Raw genomic sequence first — 17,248 nt, 5'->3', positions numbered from 1 at the left:
GTATGATGAAATTAGGAATGCCGGAAAGTTATGCGATCTCATAAATTGCATACTACAGGGAAAAACTGCTTTTTTATCGGATTTGTGCAACAAAGCCATCTCACATTATGATAACCGAGAGTTACCTTTACAAACACTTTATTTATTGGAGGGGTTGTTCATGAGAAGTATTTTAGTAATTATCGCAGCATCAATAATTTTTAGTATTTCAGATGATACAGTAGAGGCTAAAGGGCTGGATAAAGGAGTAGGGCCATACGGAGAGTTCTGGAAGCCGATTCCTACTCAAAGATACTGGGCCCCGGACTATTTCTATACACCGCCGGAAGAGCCAAAAGGTGTTTATAGCGAAGAGGAATGTGTGGCCTGTCATAAAGCATTAAATCCGGGTTTAGTAAAGGCATGGGAGGAAAGTAATCATGCAAATTTTGATAAGATCGATAAGATACAGAATTATCAGAATATTGATAGCCGCCTGGCTCCAGTAACCAATCCTCCGTATGCGCCTATTGGCAAACTTCAGGATTACCAGAGAGAGAAATTAGCCGAAATAGAGAAGCACCTCGGGAAAAAACTTACTGCGGTAGGATGTATTGACTGTCATGGAAAGATTGGAGCTGAAAAGCTGGACCATGCAAAAGAATTGGTAATGCCAAGCGCCGCTCATTGCGGTGAATGCCATAAGCAAGAATTTGAGGAGTTTGAATCTGAGAAACACTACGGTATTCCTGATTGGAAGCCAGGCAGAGAAAGTCACGCAAAGGCTTATGATGCAAATCTGGACGTCGATGTATGGGCAGCACAGGATAAGAATATCGTTCAGGGCTGCGATATGTGCCATAACATCCAGCATAAGTGTGATAGCTGCCATACCCGCCATGCCTTCAGGGCATCCGAAGCGAGAAGGCCCGAGGCATGCCAAACTTGTCATAACGGGCCAGATCACCCTGATATTGAATATTACAGGGATTCTAAACATGGCTCTATCTATTTTATTGAGGGCAACTACATCTCTCCTACCTGTCAATCCTGTCATATGTATTACAAAGGACAATATTCACATAATATGGTTAGGAAAGCCATCATGGGTGAAGGGGACGTGCTCTTTTATGATAATATTTTTAAAGGGATCAAACCAACAGATTATATTAAGAACAGTAAAGAACTGCAATCAAGGCGAGAAGCATGGATAGAGGTATGTGTTCAGTGCCATTCACAAAGATTTTCCCGTGATTATCTTGATTCCATGGATAAGGCATCTGATTCGATTTTCCACTATGTAAGCGATGCCTATGCTACGATTAAATCACTCTATGAAGAAGAAATACTTTACCCTATGCCCGAAAACAGGCCTAAAGCTCCTGCCCCCGTAATAGAAAAATATCCTGATCTGCTTGGCGGTTTTTATGGAGAATTCTGGGCAAAAGGAGGAAATCCGAGCAGGATTGAGAAGGACTTTTTATATATGTGGGAGAATGATGCTTTTTTGGTCAGGAAGGGTTTAGCGCACATGAATCCCAACGGCTTTACCTATATCTCATGGTCGAATTTACTCAAGAAGTACGTGGATATACAGAGTGAGGCTAATACCTTAAGGCGATTGGCTGCATTAGAGAAAAAGACAAAATTAAGGTCAAAAAAGATACGGGAGAAAAAATAATCAGGAACGCTATGGGGAGATATGCAAGAGGTTTTCTTTTAAGCTGAGCAGAAGAAATATTTTTTAACGGTTGATTGGTTGCAACATCAAATGTTGGATTTGTATAATCTAAGATAGTTCGTAATTACTCAAAATAAGGTGCAAGCCTGACTCAAAAGTTGTCCAAAAAGGTCATCTTTTCATAATCATTGCGGGCAAGCCAACGCCCAGAGCAAAGCAAAGAAGAAGTAATCCCCTTTAGAAAACTTATTATTGCCCATAAGTCAAAGGGGTAAATTTGAGTATTGCGATAAGATTAAACAGGGTGGCACGGACAAACCATGTCCCCGTACGTCTTGAACGGGGATATGGTTTGTCCGTGTTGTTCGAATACTCCGTGGATAGGGAATATACCACACTGACAAACAGAGTTTGTCAGTGCCACCCAGGAATAGGCTTACAGAGAATAAAAATTTCTCTAGAGATACCCCCGGCGAGACGTCTCTTCAGGGTATTCTAAAGATGTGGGTAAGGATAAGTTTAGAAAAGGGGGGGAGACGTATGAATGATTGAGAAAAGGAGGAGATAGGTGAGTATTTTGAAAGGGAAGGGTTTGGGGCTCTGTCAAAGGGGGAAATACAGGAATTGTTAATTCTCTTTCCTCTTTCCGAAACGAAAGAAATAACCTCATTATTTCCTACTTTCTCGATACTCATACATTTCCCTCCTTTTTGAATCACTTGCACATTTCCCCCCTTTTTAAAGGGGGATCAAGGGGGATTAAGATGCTTCAATCGTTCCTCCTTCTTCGCGATGATACGATACTACCTATTACCCTCTTGGACAGCCCTTATCCATACCTCCTTATGATTCAACAATCAGTATTTTGAGCAACTATGATAGTTCTTCCTGTCATTCTCGAATGTCTTTATCGGGAATCCATCTGGCGGAAGAAAACAGGAAAGGCGACTGGATTCCTACTCCCCTTTCCACGAGGACAAGCTGCATGGGAATTACAGAAAGAATCATCGTTGGGTAAGTGATAGTAAATGTATTCAGGGAATGGTCTTGTCAATCCTCGCTGGTCAATATGCTCGTAGCTACACAAAATATTGTTGGATCACAGGAGAGGCGAACCTTGTGTTTGCTCCCATCCCTTATGCAAACAGCACATTATGCTGAATGTATCTCTGTTGTCTCTGATACGAAATTATCTGTGTTATTTATGTTCATGCGATTTAAAGGCAGGCTAATATAAAAATCAGTTCCAATGCCCTCTTTGCTTTCTACGTAGATAGCTCCTTCATGATCTTTTATAATTCTGTATACCATAGCGAGTCCAAGCCCTGTGCCTCTATCCTTATCAGTAAAGAAAGGCTCAAAGATCTGTGAGATTTTCTCGGCAGAAATTCCGATGCCGTTATCTGAGACCTTAATAACAAAATATAGTTTGTCATTTCGATTGTGCACTGAAAGTGAAGCGAAGGAAAAGAAAGTGCTATTCAGATGTATTTTTGCCATTTTCTTAAACGCAGAAAGACCTTCTGTCAAGCTTGTGCTTACCCTGATATGCCCGTTTTCTGGCAGCGCATCAAGACTATTCTGCAGAAGATTTATCAGCACCTGCTTTATCTTATCTTCATCTACAATAAGCTGGCATCTTTTTTCCTCAAAGGCGGTAATTATTTTAATACCTTTCTCTGCAGCAATATTCCTGAGAAAATTTACGGTATCTATTATGGCGCCATGAGGATCTATATTCTGCAGGACGGGTTTAGAAGGTTTTGCCAAATCTAATAAATCTTCAATAATTCTATTAATCCTCTCTATTTCTTTTATAGCAATTTTCTGAAAATCATTATGAAATTCTTCATCATTTTTCTTGTGAGGAAGTAGCTGAAAATAGGTGTTTATTGCTACCAGTGGATTTTTTATCTCATGTGCAATATTGGCTGCAAGAGTACCGAGATAAGCTAACCGTTCGGAATGCTGCTTTTCGCTCTGAAGCAGCTTCAATTCTGTCAGGTCTGTCAAAATTATTAAGGCCCCAAGCTTCTCCCCATCTTCAGTCCTGAGGCTTGTTGTGGTCATACCACAAGGTGTTTTTTTATTTTCACGTTCGACAAGAACTTCGAAATTATGACATTCTCCCTCATTGTTCAGGGTATATCGAATCGCTTCGCGAGCATCTCTGCCAAGGTACTTAAGTATTATTTCGGTTGTACCGGCATTTTCCAGCCCGAGAATTCTTTTCGCTTCGTTATTGATAAGAGTAAGATTACTATTATTATCCATAACGATAACACCGGTTTTCAGACTCTGAAGGATATTATCTCTATAAACTTTAGCCTCTTTCAATCCTGCATAAAGACGGGCATTATTAGCCGCCATGGCTAATTGGCCAGAAAAGGCAAGAAACATCTGAATATCTTCCTGGATAAAAATTTTTTTGTTTATCTTCTTCCCCAAAAAAATTATACCGAAGAGGTCATTCTTTTGAAAAACCGGAACACAACTTTCGACATTCAGGGATGCTAATTTCTCCTCTAGTACGCGGTCAAGCTCGCTGTGGGTAAAACGGTACAACTGATCCCGTGAAAGAACTGTTCTATTCTGGTAAAGCCACGTAGCGATGATATCCTGGCTCAGGAGAAACAAATTATCTTCAGGTGTAAAATTTATAGCTGCCTTTAATCTATAGTTTTTGGTCTCCTCTTCTTTTAGCAATATACATATCTTTTCAATGCCTACAGAAACATACAAGTACTGGATGGCATAATGAAGAAGGCCGCTCAAATCATGGATAGAAGAGAACATTGTTGTAGAATCACTCAGTATCTTTGAATGGCTATACCTGGTGTGGAAAAAAATCTTCTCAATAACATGCTGGATTGATTCTCGAGCAGACACAAAGGCTATAAATGTTACTATTATAGATACTACGTTAGTAATGGTATTCCTGTGCTCTGATGCCGGAAGAATACTACTCAGAAATACTCCAATAATGAAATAGATTGCACTCATGGCAATGGATAGAGTAAGGTAAACTGTACTTCGCTTGATTACCACGCTGATATCCATGAGGTGGTATTTCGCAATAGCATAGGCTACCGCTATCGGAATAGGAATGGATACCAGAGGTACAAACATCTCAACTTGCCATACACCTAATACCGGTAAAAGAAAATTTGTGATGCTTCCAAAAAACACGGATATTGCTACCCCAAAATATAAATATTGAATCTGTAATCTTTTTATTCCGTAATAGTTAACACTTTTTCTGTAAAGGATATAAAAAGAGTGCGCCATACACATAATAAAATAAAACCAAAATACAGAAAATAATGGGCCATACTTGGTACAAGGCCACCCCTTGTCAAAGGATACAGATTCAACAATATAGGAAGAAGAAAATGCCAGGAAGATACTTATAACAAAAAAAGATATGCTTAGGTACCTATCGATAAGTCTTTCCTTTCGATCAGGAAAGATAGATGAAAAAAAGAAAAAAGTAGAAGGAATAAAGATAGCAGCGCTAAAGACTAACTTCAGTCTAAAAGTAGCCAAAATTGGATCGGTTGTATGGAGTACAAGAAAAACAAAGAATATCCATATTGATATAACATGCGAAAAGAGACAGAATCTTTTATTAATACCATTTGTAGGATTTCTTAAAAAAACAAAGATTCCAAGTCCTGCAATTAATAAAGATATAAGAATGAATACGATTCTGCTCGCAGGCATAATCTCTTTCTATAAATATTTTCTTAATACGAGCACGGCATGTGTACCACCGACACTATGGCTATTTATTAATGCTGTATCCATGTTGAAATATCTGGCATGGTGCGGAACATAGTCTAGATCACAAAGGGAATCTGGCACATCTAAATTAATTGTAGGAGAAATAATTCCATTTTTTATAATGAGACTCGTTGCTACTACTTGAAAACTACCTCCGGCAGCATAAGCCTGACCAGTCATGGATTTAATGGAACTTATCGGAATTTTATATGCATGTTCCCCGAAAAACGACTTAAAGGCATTTGTTTCTGACACATCATAACTAGGAATGGCGTTTCCGTGAGCACAAATATAGTCTATCTCTTCTTTTCTAATCTTTCCGGAATTCAATGCTTGTTCCAATGCGGTGACTAATCCTAGCCCATTAGCATCAACCCGAACAACATCTTGCCCATCACTTGCAGATGCATAGGATATAATCTCAGCATATATATCTGCACCTCTGTTTACAGCATGATTCAATTCCTCAATCACTATTGCTGCGCCACCCTCACTAAGTACCATACCATCACGATCCTTATCATATGGTCGTGAGGCCACCTCAGGTTCTTCATTTCTTTTTGAAAGAATTCCCAAAGCACAGAAAGTTGCCATGGCAAAAGGAAAGATTGGGGCATCTGCACTTCCTACAATTGCCACATCTACTGTTCCTTGTTTTACCATATTATAACCCCAATTTACAACATCAAGTCCGGTTGAACATCCTGAACACAATGTAGAATTAGGCCCGGCAATATTTAATTCCGAACATATATAACCAGTTGTTACATGAGGTGTAAATTCAGGAGCAGTAAAGCGGCTAACAGCCTTTGGGCCAGAGTCTAAGAATTTCTTATGTTGACCCTCATATATATCATTCTCAGCCCCTATCGTTGATCCAAAACATACCCCGAATCTATCTCGATTCTCTCTGTTTAAATTAATGCCGGAATCTGCTACTGCCATCTTTGCTGTTGCAACACCAAAGTGAGTGAATCTTCCACTTCTTTTGACCAATTTTGGATCAAAATAATCGCAAGGATCAAAATTTTTTACCTCACCAGCGATTTGTGTACTGAAAGGAGAGGGATCAAAAGAAACGATCTTTCTTATACCTGACCTTCCATGAATAAGCGCATCCCAGTACTCATCTTTCCCATTCCCATTTGGTGCCAATATTCCCAAGCCAGTAATAACAGCGCGCCTCGTAACCATTGAGCTTTTCCTCCTTAAAGAATATCTTTATTTATTAAAGAGCGTTTTTCTCGGCTAATTTACGGCTGTACATATTTATCCTTTGGTAAACATCTCTAAGGAAACTGTAATCTGTAGTTAGTAAAGCCAAATCACTCCTCATCTTAAATTCTTCCAGCCCTTTTTGACCCATAAATCCTGCACTTCTTGCTGCAAGACAATGTTCATCAGAAATGTTAACCGGATAACCCATTTCCCGAACCTTTTTCTCCATGAGTCCGGCCATCTTAAGCATATCCAAAAACTTTATTCCATGTAAGGAGATATTTAGTTCAGGCCATGTACTTGGATCCTTTGTTAGCTCATATTCATAGCGTAAAATAGTTTGCATATAACCTTCAGGCAGTTCGAAGCCAAATTGTTTGGGTTCTAATTGCCAGTTTGTTGCAGGCAACGGTGCGCCAGGGGTTATGAGAATGGAATCTGGCTTATAATCCTCATTTTTTAATTTATGAAGTAAACATAAATTCTCTTCCAAAACTTGCTCATGATTTACATCACTATCATGGGGTAATGGGCAAGGATATATAAAACTTAGTCCTACGTCAAGATATTTTCTTTGATTATATGATGCCTGCTTTATGGCTTTAATGGTAAAATAAATATCTTCTACAGAATTACCTTTGTTCATGACTTTTGTAAGGATTTCATCGTTAGCAGCTTCAACACCCATGAAAACAGCCCGAAGCCCTGAGCTTACAATTCTCTCATAAGAATCAATTAACTCCGCCATTCGTTCCCTTGCCCCACGTTCTGCCCGCACAAACATAGAGTACTCTATAATTAAGCCTTCTTTTACTACTGCATCTGCAATCCGTTTGGCAAGAGAAACAGGTGTGGTAGAGCCGGCAAATCTGAAAAGTCCGATACCCAGCTCCCGGATCGTTTCCTTAATTTCATCAATAGTTAGATGAATATCCCGGCTCTGATACCTTCCGGTAATATTGGGATGTGTACAAAAGTTACACTTTCCATAATAGCATCCTGAGGATTCATGGATTACTGCTATATCTACCTTTCCATCATCCTTCTCATAAAAAGGAAAAAGTTTTGAGTTTAAAGGAAGTCTTTGAATAGTTGTTTCTTTTACCTTGCCGTTACTGCTTCTGTATATCAGATTAGGAATTTCATCAGCTTCAGCAAGGGAAATAATCTTTTTTATTACATCAGGTTTTGTACCTCCCTGAGCATACATCTCTTTTACCAGGGTAATAATTTTTATTAGGGTTATTTCACCCTCGACATCTATACAAAAGTCAAAGGGGCTTTTTTCTAATGCGTTTGTCTTAAATTGATTAACCTGTGGTCCGCCGGCAATAACTAATGTATCCGGACTCAATTCATGGACCCTTTGCGCAAGCTTTTCGGAGTATACAAATCTATCTCCAAGCCAGGTTTTTATACCAAGTACTTTTACTCGCTTCTTGCCTATCTTCGTCGCCAAGGCATCAATATAGTTCTCCATTCTTTTTTTAACAATTTTTGTGAGATTATCCTGAAGCAGATTCCATTCTCCTCTTAAAGATACAATATCTTCAACACGTTCCTTATGGAAGATACGAAAGGCAAGTTCTGATAATTTTTGCGTTAAATCATTTTTTGTGAATGAGGTATAAAATTCGATTTGCGCTGGATCTTCAATCGTAATATCAAACCCTGCATTCCTGCAAGCCCTCGCGAGTACTCCAATACCATTCTCTTTAAAGCAGTCACTAAGAGAATAGGCCTTTCCCATAAATGAATTCCATAGCATAAGGTCTATGCTTTGAGAATTGTCCATAACAAGCCTCCTAAAAATTGCATAGATTGAGATAGCAAAAAACAATTACGCTAGATAGTCTGATTTCTTAATTATCTATTCCTAAATTTCACCACTTTGACATTTATAAAAGGCAATAATTTTGAAGACAGTAAGATAAAATATCTTATCGCACAAGTGTTTAAGATATTGCAACAGATGATACTGCAGACTTTTGAGTCTTTGATGGGATAGAATCTGATGAGCTACTTGAGAAGAAACTGATTTGGTAATTATCTCTTTGTTAATCAAGCGCTAGCTAAATTATTCACATGCCATTTCCATAAGATATATAGGCACATTGAGAAGGGGAAGAGAAAATTGTGACTCTTTCCTGAATTATCAGAGATACCATAAGATACTCTATTCAAAGAATTATTTGCTCATGCATAAATGAAATGATATTACTTTATCCTCTTTTATCGAACTAAGGCGAATTTATAGTCAAAAAATCTATTTTAGGAGGAAATAAAAGAATATTAAATGCATCTATGCTATGAATCCTGCTTTAAACTTAACCGTTGACGTTCGGAAATCCAATCTTTAGACAGATCGGTAACCGCCTGTGTTACATCATGAGGAATTGCATTCTCAGAGTTACCTAAATATCCGATTACTAATTTTTCTAATTCCTTTATCTTTGTTTCTAATTTTACAACCTCGCTCAGATCTGAAAATATCATAATTGCGCCAATTTCTGTATAAGAGTCTAACAATAAAGATGTACTGACATCATAAGTAGCTTGGGTAACCGGATGTGTGACCTCTTTCATCTTATATGTTTTTTTCTCTTTTAAAGTTCTCAGGAGAAAATCGGCAAAGAGAGAGCCAATATACTTAACATCCTTTCCCAATACATCATGAGAAGAAATATTTAACATCTTTGAAGCACTTCTATTGAAGGTGTTAATCTTATATGCTGTATTTATAGCAATTATACCGTAAGGAATATTTTCCAATACATTCTCATTATGAATTTTCCTGAGATTTACCTCCTGATAAAGGAATGCATTCTCCACAGCCATGCCTATGTATCCTGCCAACATAGATAATAATTCAATATCCTCATCAAAAAACACCTTACCGGTAATCTTATTACCCAAGGCGATTACACAACTGAGATTTCCATTAGCAAAGATAGGTATACATAATTGCGCTTGCAAAAGATTTATTTCCTTCTGTACATTTATTACTTCACGCATAGTTAATTTATTCGTGGTAATTTCTCTATCTATAACATCCTTATTTAATATCTGATGGTTCTTGGATAGCCATAATATGATACCCTGGTTGTTGGTAAAGAAAATACTTCTGGCAGTTACTTCATCAAAACCCAGACAACGATAAGGCCTGCTAAGACCCTCATGTTTATTTACCAGCATAAACACTATTTTTCCCACTTTGAATATATCAGCAATTGCATCAACAATCGAATCAGCAAGCTTCCCAAGGTCATAAACCTGCGTTAATGCCTTCGAGAATTTCTGGAAGACTTCTTTGTATGCCAGGTGCAGATTACTAACGGTTGGCTGTTTATTAAATGTTAACTCAGAAGATCTAGTATCTTCGGGTTTTAAACTTTTTATTTGTGATTGGATGAAACCAAGCTCTCTTTTAAGTTCCTGTTTTTCCAGCGCTCTCTTTGCAACAAGCTGTATTGTTTCTTTTTTAAAAGGTTTTTCAAGAAATTCATAAGCTCCCAATTTTATAGCCTCTTCAGATAATGTTGGTTGCGATTCTGGAATTAACGTAACAATCATTGGGTCTTGATTTGCCTGGCGAAGCGTTTCCAACAATTTATTTGCCCCATCATCAGATAAAAGAATATCAAGGAAAGTTACATCTATGTCTCTATCGAGGAATATTTGTAATGCTTCGTCAGGTGTTCTGGCAGCATAAACTATATAGTCTCCATCTAAATTCTTTTTAAAAAAATTGCAAACTGAATTATCATTTGAGACTACGAGAAAAGAGTACATAGTCACCTCCTCATTAATCCACTAAAAGTATACAATAATGTCAAAATTATGTTCGAACTTGCCTTATTATGATAATAGAAAAGTTATATCTAAGATATAATTCGGTAATACTTTGGAAAAATTTTATCACAATATCTTAGTTTGAATACTGCAGTTAAGATCGCAATTTTTATACCCATGTTTAAATAATTTAGTGACAACATGGTTGATTTATTTCTGATCCCAAAAATTATTTAGGCAAGGTAATTCCAACATAATACTATAATAATTATGTTGTATTCATTTATTGAATATATATTGACAAAAGCAATCATTACTATTAAATTATAACGCCTCATACTATAGCTATTGAAATAGACATTTACAAGGCTATATTGTTCTTTGATAATATTCGCTTTAAGGTTGCTGCGTGCAGAGAATGATTATTCAATGCGTTAAATACTTAAGGTATTTTTTATGTTAGCCATTATTTAATAATCTGGCAATTCAATAAAACGTTAAGGTTTTTGAAAAAATATTATGTGGATGCCTTGCTTTCCCAACTCTCCTGCATCTCTTTATTAGTCATCTAAAAATTTATAAATTTTTCTGAAAATTTTATATCTTTATTAAAATAAAATCCAATAATAAGTGTTCAATTCTGGGTAATAGTGAACATTTTTGTCTAAAATAGACAGTGGATAATCAATACATAAACCAGAAGTTAGTTTCCAATTTTTATACTGTTAATAAGATTACAAAATTTATCTTAACTTGTAAGTTGATAGATAGTTAAGTTTTGAGATGTTTAGATAGTCTAATGCGAAATAATAAAAAGATGGACGGTCTTTACTTATGATAATACTTAAGTGTTTATTAATATAGCTTTTGTGTAAAATTTTCCATGAAATTCTCTTTCTAAATTACGCTATGAATAATTAGTCTCAAATACAAGTAAGATACAATTCATTACCAAACTCTCAAAGCAAGTTGGTACAAAAAATGCGTCATAATTCTGGATTAGAGGAATTATCATATGGAACAAAAAACTAAATCAGCAAATATACTGGTAATCGATGATGATCTTGGTGTAAGAGAATCATTAAAAATGACTCTAAAAGACAGGTATTCCGTTTTTACATTATCAAGTGTTAATGAAGCACTGAATAATCTAAAAAGTATTAAACCAGAAATGATATTCCTTGATATACGAATGCCAAAGTCAAATGGCTTAGATTTTCTTAAGCAAATGCAATCTATTAATTCTACAATCCCAATAGTTATGATTACAGCATACCCTTCCTCACAAACTGCGATCACTGCTTTACGAAATGGCGCATTTGATTATATTATAAAACCCTTCAATCTTTCCGAAATACATGCAGCGGTAGATAAGGCTCTTAACTACCGTAATGAATTATCAAAAAAGGATATGCTGGTATACAATCTGAAGATGGCTGTTCATAAGAATTTCTTTTCAACTGCACATGCTCTTTTACTTGCGATAGATGCTAAAGATTCTTATACAGCAACTCACTCGAAGAATGTATCCTGGCTATTTTCTTTAGTGGCCGACGAACTTGGCATGAGTAAATCAAAAATTGAAGTTTTGCGGTATGGCGCATTCCTTCACGATATAGGAAAGATTGGTGTAAGTGATACAGTACTTATGAAACCAAACTATCTTACTGCGGATGAATTTCTTTTAATGAAGCGACATCCTGAGATCGGTTATAATATTCTTGAGCCTATAAATTTTTTAAAAGAAAGCTTGCCAATTGTGCGTCATCATCACGAATGGTATAACGGTCAGGGTTATCCTGATGGCCTGAAGGAAACAGAAATTCCTTATGAGGCTGCCATTTTCTCTATAATAGATGTTTACGATGCCTTAACTTCTGACAGGCATTACCGTAAAAAATTTTCTCATGAAAAGGCGCTCGAAATTATCACGGAAGGGATAAATACTCAGTTTGTACCTAATCTGACCGAAGAGGTTCTTACTATCATTGATAAGTACTATGAGATTAGCAATGAGAATAAGCAGATTGATGAATTTTCAGAACCAGGCGATAATGTACAATAATCTATCGAATTATTATTTAAGCGTGACTTCTTAAAATAGGTTAAATAATTACCTAATAAATCTCATATCATAAAGATGCTTACCATAAAAAAACTAGTTGTAGTTTGCGTTTTCACTCTCATTTTCTCCTTTAAGACAACACACGTATTAGCGCAGATAGCCTCTGGTTTACATAATCCTGTCTTTGGTGCTTTAGCGCTATCACAAGGAAATGCTTTTGTGGCTCGTGCAGACGATGCGTCTGCAATTGAATTTAATCCTGCCGGTCTCACACAACTTGAAAGACCACAAGTGTCTCTGGGTTCTAGCTTTCTGATTTCTTCGGTTGAATATGAGGGTAACGGAGCTAGTGAAGACATGGAGACAAAGCTAAATGCTATACCCTATTTTTATTTTGCTAGTCCGATCTTAAAGAATAAATTAGCTGCAGGCATAGGGGTAACGGTTCCCTATGGATTGAGCGGTGAATGGGACGATGAAGGCTTTTCCCGGTTTGTAATTACTGAATTTGATTTGAAAATAATTAATGTAAATCCAACTCTTACTTTTAAACCATTCTCTTTCCTTTCATTAGGTGTGGGACTTGATTACTACTACGCTGAGTCTAGCCAAAACAAGAGATTCGCACCCTTAGCTCCTGGCGCTCCTGAAGGATTTGAGGACATTGATGCTCATGGTGATGCCTTTGGGTACAACGCTGGTATACTCTGTAATATTACTCCCCGCCATAGTATTGGTATTGCATTCCGGAGTAAGGCAGATTTCGATTTTGATGGCAATCTAAAACTTTCTCAGCTTGGGGTCGTACCCGATTTTGATGTAGATACCAAGACGACTGCAACTATACCAGAAATGCTCTCATTCGGCTATGCATATAGACATGGAAATCTTTGGAGTATAGAAGCTGATATCCAGTGGACTAATTGGTCACGATTCGATGTTCTTAAATCTGATTTTGAGCCAGCAAATACCTTCTTAGGGGCAAGCCATGAAGATGTCCGAAATTGGGACAATACCCTGGGTTTTGCCCTGGGTGGAGAATATTGTTTAAATGATGCTACAAAAGTAAGAGGAGGTTACGCCTTTCACGAATCACCTGTTCCCAGTGAAACCTTTGAGCCTTCTGTTCCTCAAAGCAGCCGGCATGCCTTATTTACTGGATTAGGATATGGCTGGGGAAGAAGTCTGAACAAATGGGTTAACTTCACTTATGGAATAGTATTTTATGAGAACAGAAAAATAGATAACTCAGTCGGAGAAGATGCCACTAAGCCACTCATGACAGGGCCGCCCATAGATGGACGTTATGACTTACTTACCCATATAATTGCTATAGATTTTAGTTATAAATTTTAAGAGCCCAGGTTACATAGCAAATATACTAATTCTACGCATGATACAATACCTGACCTGCAAATAGGGCAAAAGGACATTCCTATGAAGCGTATTCACTTGTTTGAGCTAGAAGACCAATGGTGGTTTCCAACTCAATTAGCACTTGAACAATACCCCATATCGGTCACACTCACTGATAAGTATCCAAACATTAGGGCATTTGAGAAAACTTCAAAACTGTCCAAAAATCACATACATTACATTGCAGAATCAATCGACGCAACTAATGTGCCAGCTTATTTGAAAGGGGTAAGAACCATGTTTACTGGTTTTCACCATTTTCAGCCTGACCTTGCAAAGGCAATATTGCAGAATGCAGTCGATCAACGAGTAGCAATTGGCATTTTTGAGTTCACAAAAAGGTGTTTGCGAAATTTACTCCTAACGCCTATTATTACACCACTGACTGTTCTTTTAACAACACCACTGATAAGACCAATCTCTTTTACAAGATTCTTTTGGACCTACGGTATTCCCGTTGTCCCTTTAGCCATTTCGTGGGATAGTATTGTTTCTAACTTAAGAACATATTGTCCTTTAGAATTAGAAAAACTTGTTGGTTCTATCAAAAACACTGATTATATATGGGAAATAGGATATGCCGTATCTCCCAAGACTAAAATGATCACAATTACCTATCTACTCGGATATCCTCAGTTTCCCTAATAATATTAATAAAAAAACCACAGAATGCACAGATGAACAATTTATATTCTTCCAACTGGTATTTTCTGTGAGTTCTGTGGTTTTATAGAACTTTCAATATTTTATGAAAAATACTAGATTTTTTCTTAAATAGCTACTTTTTGCCTTACCTTCTTCGGTAATTCAGCTTTAAGACCTATTTCTTCATCAGTGAGATAGCAAGCAGGGTCTTGTTCCCATATATCACCATAGTATGCCTCAGCTCTTGCTCTAAAATTCCCACTACAGATATTAAGCCATTTACACTTTGCACAGCGTCCTTTGATATAAGGATTTTTGTTCTTAAGTTTAGCCATTAACTCATTGGAAGTATCCTCCCATATATCGCTAAACTTCCTTTTTCTGATATTTCCGAAAGAATATTGTCTCCAGAATTGGTCAGCATATACCTCGCCATCCCAACTTATGCAGGCAAGCCCTTTACCAGAACTGTTCCCCTCATTCCACTGGAGGAGCTCTAGCACGTCTTTTGCCCTATGAGAATTCTCCCTCAATAATCGTAGATATATATATGGGCCATCGGCATGATTATCTACAGTAAGCACTTCAATTTTTTTGCCTTTATCATGCGCTTCTTTGGTTTTGTTGATAATAAGATCAACAACATCCCGTGTCTCTTTATGAGAAAGGTCTTCCTCAATTAAATTAGACCCTCTGCCTGAATAGACAAGGTGATAGAAACACACTCTTGGGATATTTTCTTCTTCAATAAGCTGAAAAATACCGGGGATATCATGGGCATTCCTTTTATTAATGGTAAAACGCAAACCGACTTTAATGCCTACTGACATACAATTCCGAATACCTTCCAATGCGGCGTCAAATGCACCCGGAATACCACGAAAACGGTCGTTGGTAACTTTAAGACCATCCAGACTAATTCCAACATAAGAGAGTCCAAATTTTTTTAATTCATTTGCCTTCTCTCTGGTAATTAATGTACCATTCGTACTAATAACCGCGCGCAAGCCTCTCTCTTTTGCATAACCGATTAATTCAAGAAGATCAGGTCTCATAAGAGGCTCTCCTCCGGAGAATAAGATTACGGGAGCTCCATAATTTGCAATATCATCCAGCATGGCCTTTGCCTCTTGTGTTGATAATTCATTAGGATATTCAATATCCTTTGATTGAGAATAGCAATGAATGCATTTCAGGTTACAACGCTGTCCAACGTTCCACACCACAACGGGTTTTTTATCCTGAGAGAATTGTAATAAATGCGATGGTAGTTTCTTAGATTCTCTACCATATCGTAGCGCATCAGAGGGTTCCACGGTGCCGCAATACAGCTTTGATATGCCAATCATGTTACGTCTCCTGCAAATGTATACGTATTGAAGAAACATATGGCTATAGACCATATGTCATGTTAATAGTGAGTATAAAGATAATAATGATTAATAAGCTTTATCTATTGAAAACAATTATACCCTAAAATAATTATTAAGTAAAAGATTTTATTATTAACTATTGGCCTAATGCATAGAATTTCCAATCTACACAACCAATGTATAAGGTATTTTTTGAGTCAATTGCAGGAGAAGAGAGTAGTGGTTCTCCAATAGTCATGCTCCACTTGAGAGAGCCGTCATTATTGATAGCATATACTTTGCCGTCCCATGAGCCTACATAAATAACACCATTTGCATCGATGCCAGGAGAAGCGGTAATCGAATTTCCCGCCTTGAATTTCCATTTCAGCGTGCCATCTTTTTTTATTGCATATACATTACCATCCTGTGACCCTATATACGTTGTTTCATCTGTATCAATTGCTGGAGAAGAATGTGTTCGGCTTCCCAGGTCAAAGCCCCATTTCAATGATCCGTCCAAATTGATGGCATATAACTTTCCATGGATATCTGCGATATAAATAGTATCATTCCCAATGGCAGGTGTAGCATCTATCTTACCTTCCGTTTCCATCTTCCATTTCAAACTTCCATCTGGATTTAAAGCATAAAGGTGTTTATCCCAGGAACCAACATAGATCGTATTCTCTTGTCCTACAGCAGGGGAAGAAGTCATTATCGGCGCTTCGGTCTTAAAACTCCATAAAAGTTTCCCATTACTGGCAATAGCATAAAGCTTCCCTTCATAAGAACCGAAATACACCGTTCCCTTTTCATCAACAACAGGAGATGAATGAATCGCTCCTTTTGTCTGAAATTTCCATTTTAACCTTCCATCAGGATGAACCGCACAAAATCTTCCATCGGCTGAACCAAAGTAAATAGTACCATCTGTGCCAATTGCTGGGGTAACAAATATTTCGTCTGCAGCTTTAAAGGCCCACATAACCTTCCCTTTTGGAGTTATGGCTAGTAAGCTGCCATCGGTACTTCCTATATAAATAACCCCTTCTGTATTCACAACAGGGGACGACCAGATCTCCCCTGCAGTAGAAATACTCCATTTCAGGCTATTGTCAGAGGGACCAGCAAAAGGCACCCGGCCTGTTCTTTGTAAATTGTATTTAAACATAGGGAAATTATTCGGAATGTCTTGAGCATACAGAGGAGAGATTGGTGATATACTAGACATAATGAGTATAATTATGGCTAAATACAAAAAGGGAGGTATTGCACAAAAGAGAATATTTTTAGTCTTCACTATTGCACTCCTTA

At 37.3% G+C, this 17,248-nt stretch carries 10 protein-coding genes; 4 read left to right on the top strand and 6 right to left on the bottom strand.

The genetic code is table 11. The features are described from left to right. Positions 1-1,660 (top strand): multiheme c-type cytochrome (locus FBQ94_RS06955; RefSeq protein WP_285442066.1); only part of this gene is annotated, 1,660 nt, incomplete at its 5' end. 1,152 nt (positions 1,661-2,812) lie between these two features. Here FBQ94_RS06955 and FBQ94_RS06950 read toward each other — a convergent pair. The 4 genes from FBQ94_RS06950 to FBQ94_RS06935 form a co-directional block, all read right to left on the bottom strand. After that, the gene (locus FBQ94_RS06950; protein WP_007220664.1) at positions 2,813-5,383 is read right to left on the bottom strand and encodes an ATP-binding protein; all 2,571 of its coding nucleotides are present in this window, start codon (positions 5,381-5,383) and stop codon (positions 2,813-2,815) included. Positions 5,384-5,392: 9 nt separating this feature from the next. After that, the gene (locus tag FBQ94_RS06945) at positions 5,393-6,637 is read right to left on the bottom strand and encodes a beta-ketoacyl-[acyl-carrier-protein] synthase family protein (protein WP_007220663.1); all 1,245 of its coding nucleotides are present in this window, start codon (positions 6,635-6,637) and stop codon (positions 5,393-5,395) included. A gap of 34 nt (positions 6,638-6,671) precedes the next feature. After that, complete coding sequence (locus tag FBQ94_RS06940) at positions 6,672-8,456, bottom strand: B12-binding domain-containing radical SAM protein (protein WP_285442065.1); 1,785 nt, start codon at positions 8,454-8,456, stop codon at positions 6,672-6,674. A 512-nt stretch (positions 8,457-8,968) separates the two neighbouring features. Further along, positions 8,969-10,453 carry a response regulator gene (locus FBQ94_RS06935; RefSeq protein ID WP_007220660.1) on the bottom strand — a complete coding sequence of 495 codons (1,485 nt, stop codon included), beginning with the start codon at positions 10,451-10,453 and terminating at the stop codon, positions 8,969-8,971. A gap of 1,015 nt (positions 10,454-11,468) precedes the next feature. Between FBQ94_RS06935 and FBQ94_RS06930 the strand changes: the two genes are divergently transcribed. The 3 genes from FBQ94_RS06930 (at position 11,469) to FBQ94_RS06920 (ending at position 14,579) form a co-directional block, all read left to right on the top strand. After that, on the top strand, positions 11,469-12,518 hold the full coding sequence (locus tag FBQ94_RS06930; RefSeq protein ID WP_007220659.1) for a response regulator: 1,050 nt from the start codon (positions 11,469-11,471) through the stop codon (positions 12,516-12,518). Positions 12,519-12,737: 219 nt separating this feature from the next. Next, positions 12,738-13,874: an OmpP1/FadL family transporter gene (locus tag FBQ94_RS06925; RefSeq protein ID WP_040543277.1), complete on the top strand. Its 1,137-nt coding sequence runs from the start codon at positions 12,738-12,740 to the stop codon at positions 13,872-13,874. Between the two features lie 81 nt (positions 13,875-13,955). Then, complete coding sequence (locus FBQ94_RS06920; RefSeq protein ID WP_007220657.1) at positions 13,956-14,579, top strand: hypothetical protein; 624 nt, start codon at positions 13,956-13,958, stop codon at positions 14,577-14,579. A gap of 125 nt (positions 14,580-14,704) precedes the next feature. Here the strand turns inward: FBQ94_RS06920 and ahbC are convergent, their stop codons facing one another. Both ahbC and FBQ94_RS06910 read right to left on the bottom strand, forming a co-directional pair. Further along, complete coding sequence (ahbC, locus tag FBQ94_RS06915) at positions 14,705-15,928, bottom strand: 12,18-didecarboxysiroheme deacetylase (protein ID WP_007220656.1); 1,224 nt, start codon at positions 15,926-15,928, stop codon at positions 14,705-14,707. A gap of 160 nt (positions 15,929-16,088) precedes the next feature. After that, positions 16,089-17,234: an outer membrane protein assembly factor BamB family protein gene (locus FBQ94_RS06910; RefSeq protein ID WP_007220655.1), complete on the bottom strand. Its 1,146-nt coding sequence runs from the start codon at positions 17,232-17,234 to the stop codon at positions 16,089-16,091. Positions 17,235-17,248: the final 14 nt, after the last annotated feature.

Source organism: Candidatus Jettenia sp. AMX1, from assembly GCF_030263775.1.
Classification (GTDB): domain Bacteria; phylum Planctomycetota; class Brocadiia; order Brocadiales; family Brocadiaceae; genus Jettenia; species Jettenia caeni.
This window is presented reverse-complemented; position numbering and strand designations above follow the sequence as displayed.

Bases quoted from the DNA above. Each gene is read 5' to 3' on its own strand.
- FBQ94_RS06950 (WP_007220664.1), bottom strand. From the start codon at position 5,383: ATGCCTGCGAGCAGAATCGTATTCATTCTTATATCTTTATTAATTGCA.
- FBQ94_RS06945 (WP_007220663.1), bottom strand. From the start codon at position 6,637: ATGGTTACGAGGCGCGCTGTTATTACTGGCTTGGGAATATTGGCACCA.
- FBQ94_RS06940 (WP_285442065.1), bottom strand. From the start codon at position 8,456: ATGGACAATTCTCAAAGCATAGACCTTATGCTATGGAATTCATTTATG.
- FBQ94_RS06935 (WP_007220660.1), bottom strand. From the start codon at position 10,453: ATGTACTCTTTTCTCGTAGTCTCAAATGATAATTCAGTTTGCAATTTT.
- FBQ94_RS06930 (WP_007220659.1), top strand. From the start codon at position 11,469: ATGGAACAAAAAACTAAATCAGCAAATATACTGGTAATCGATGATGAT.
- FBQ94_RS06920 (WP_007220657.1), top strand. From the start codon at position 13,956: ATGAAGCGTATTCACTTGTTTGAGCTAGAAGACCAATGGTGGTTTCCA.
- ahbC (WP_007220656.1), bottom strand. From the start codon at position 15,928: ATGATTGGCATATCAAAGCTGTATTGCGGCACCGTGGAACCCTCTGAT.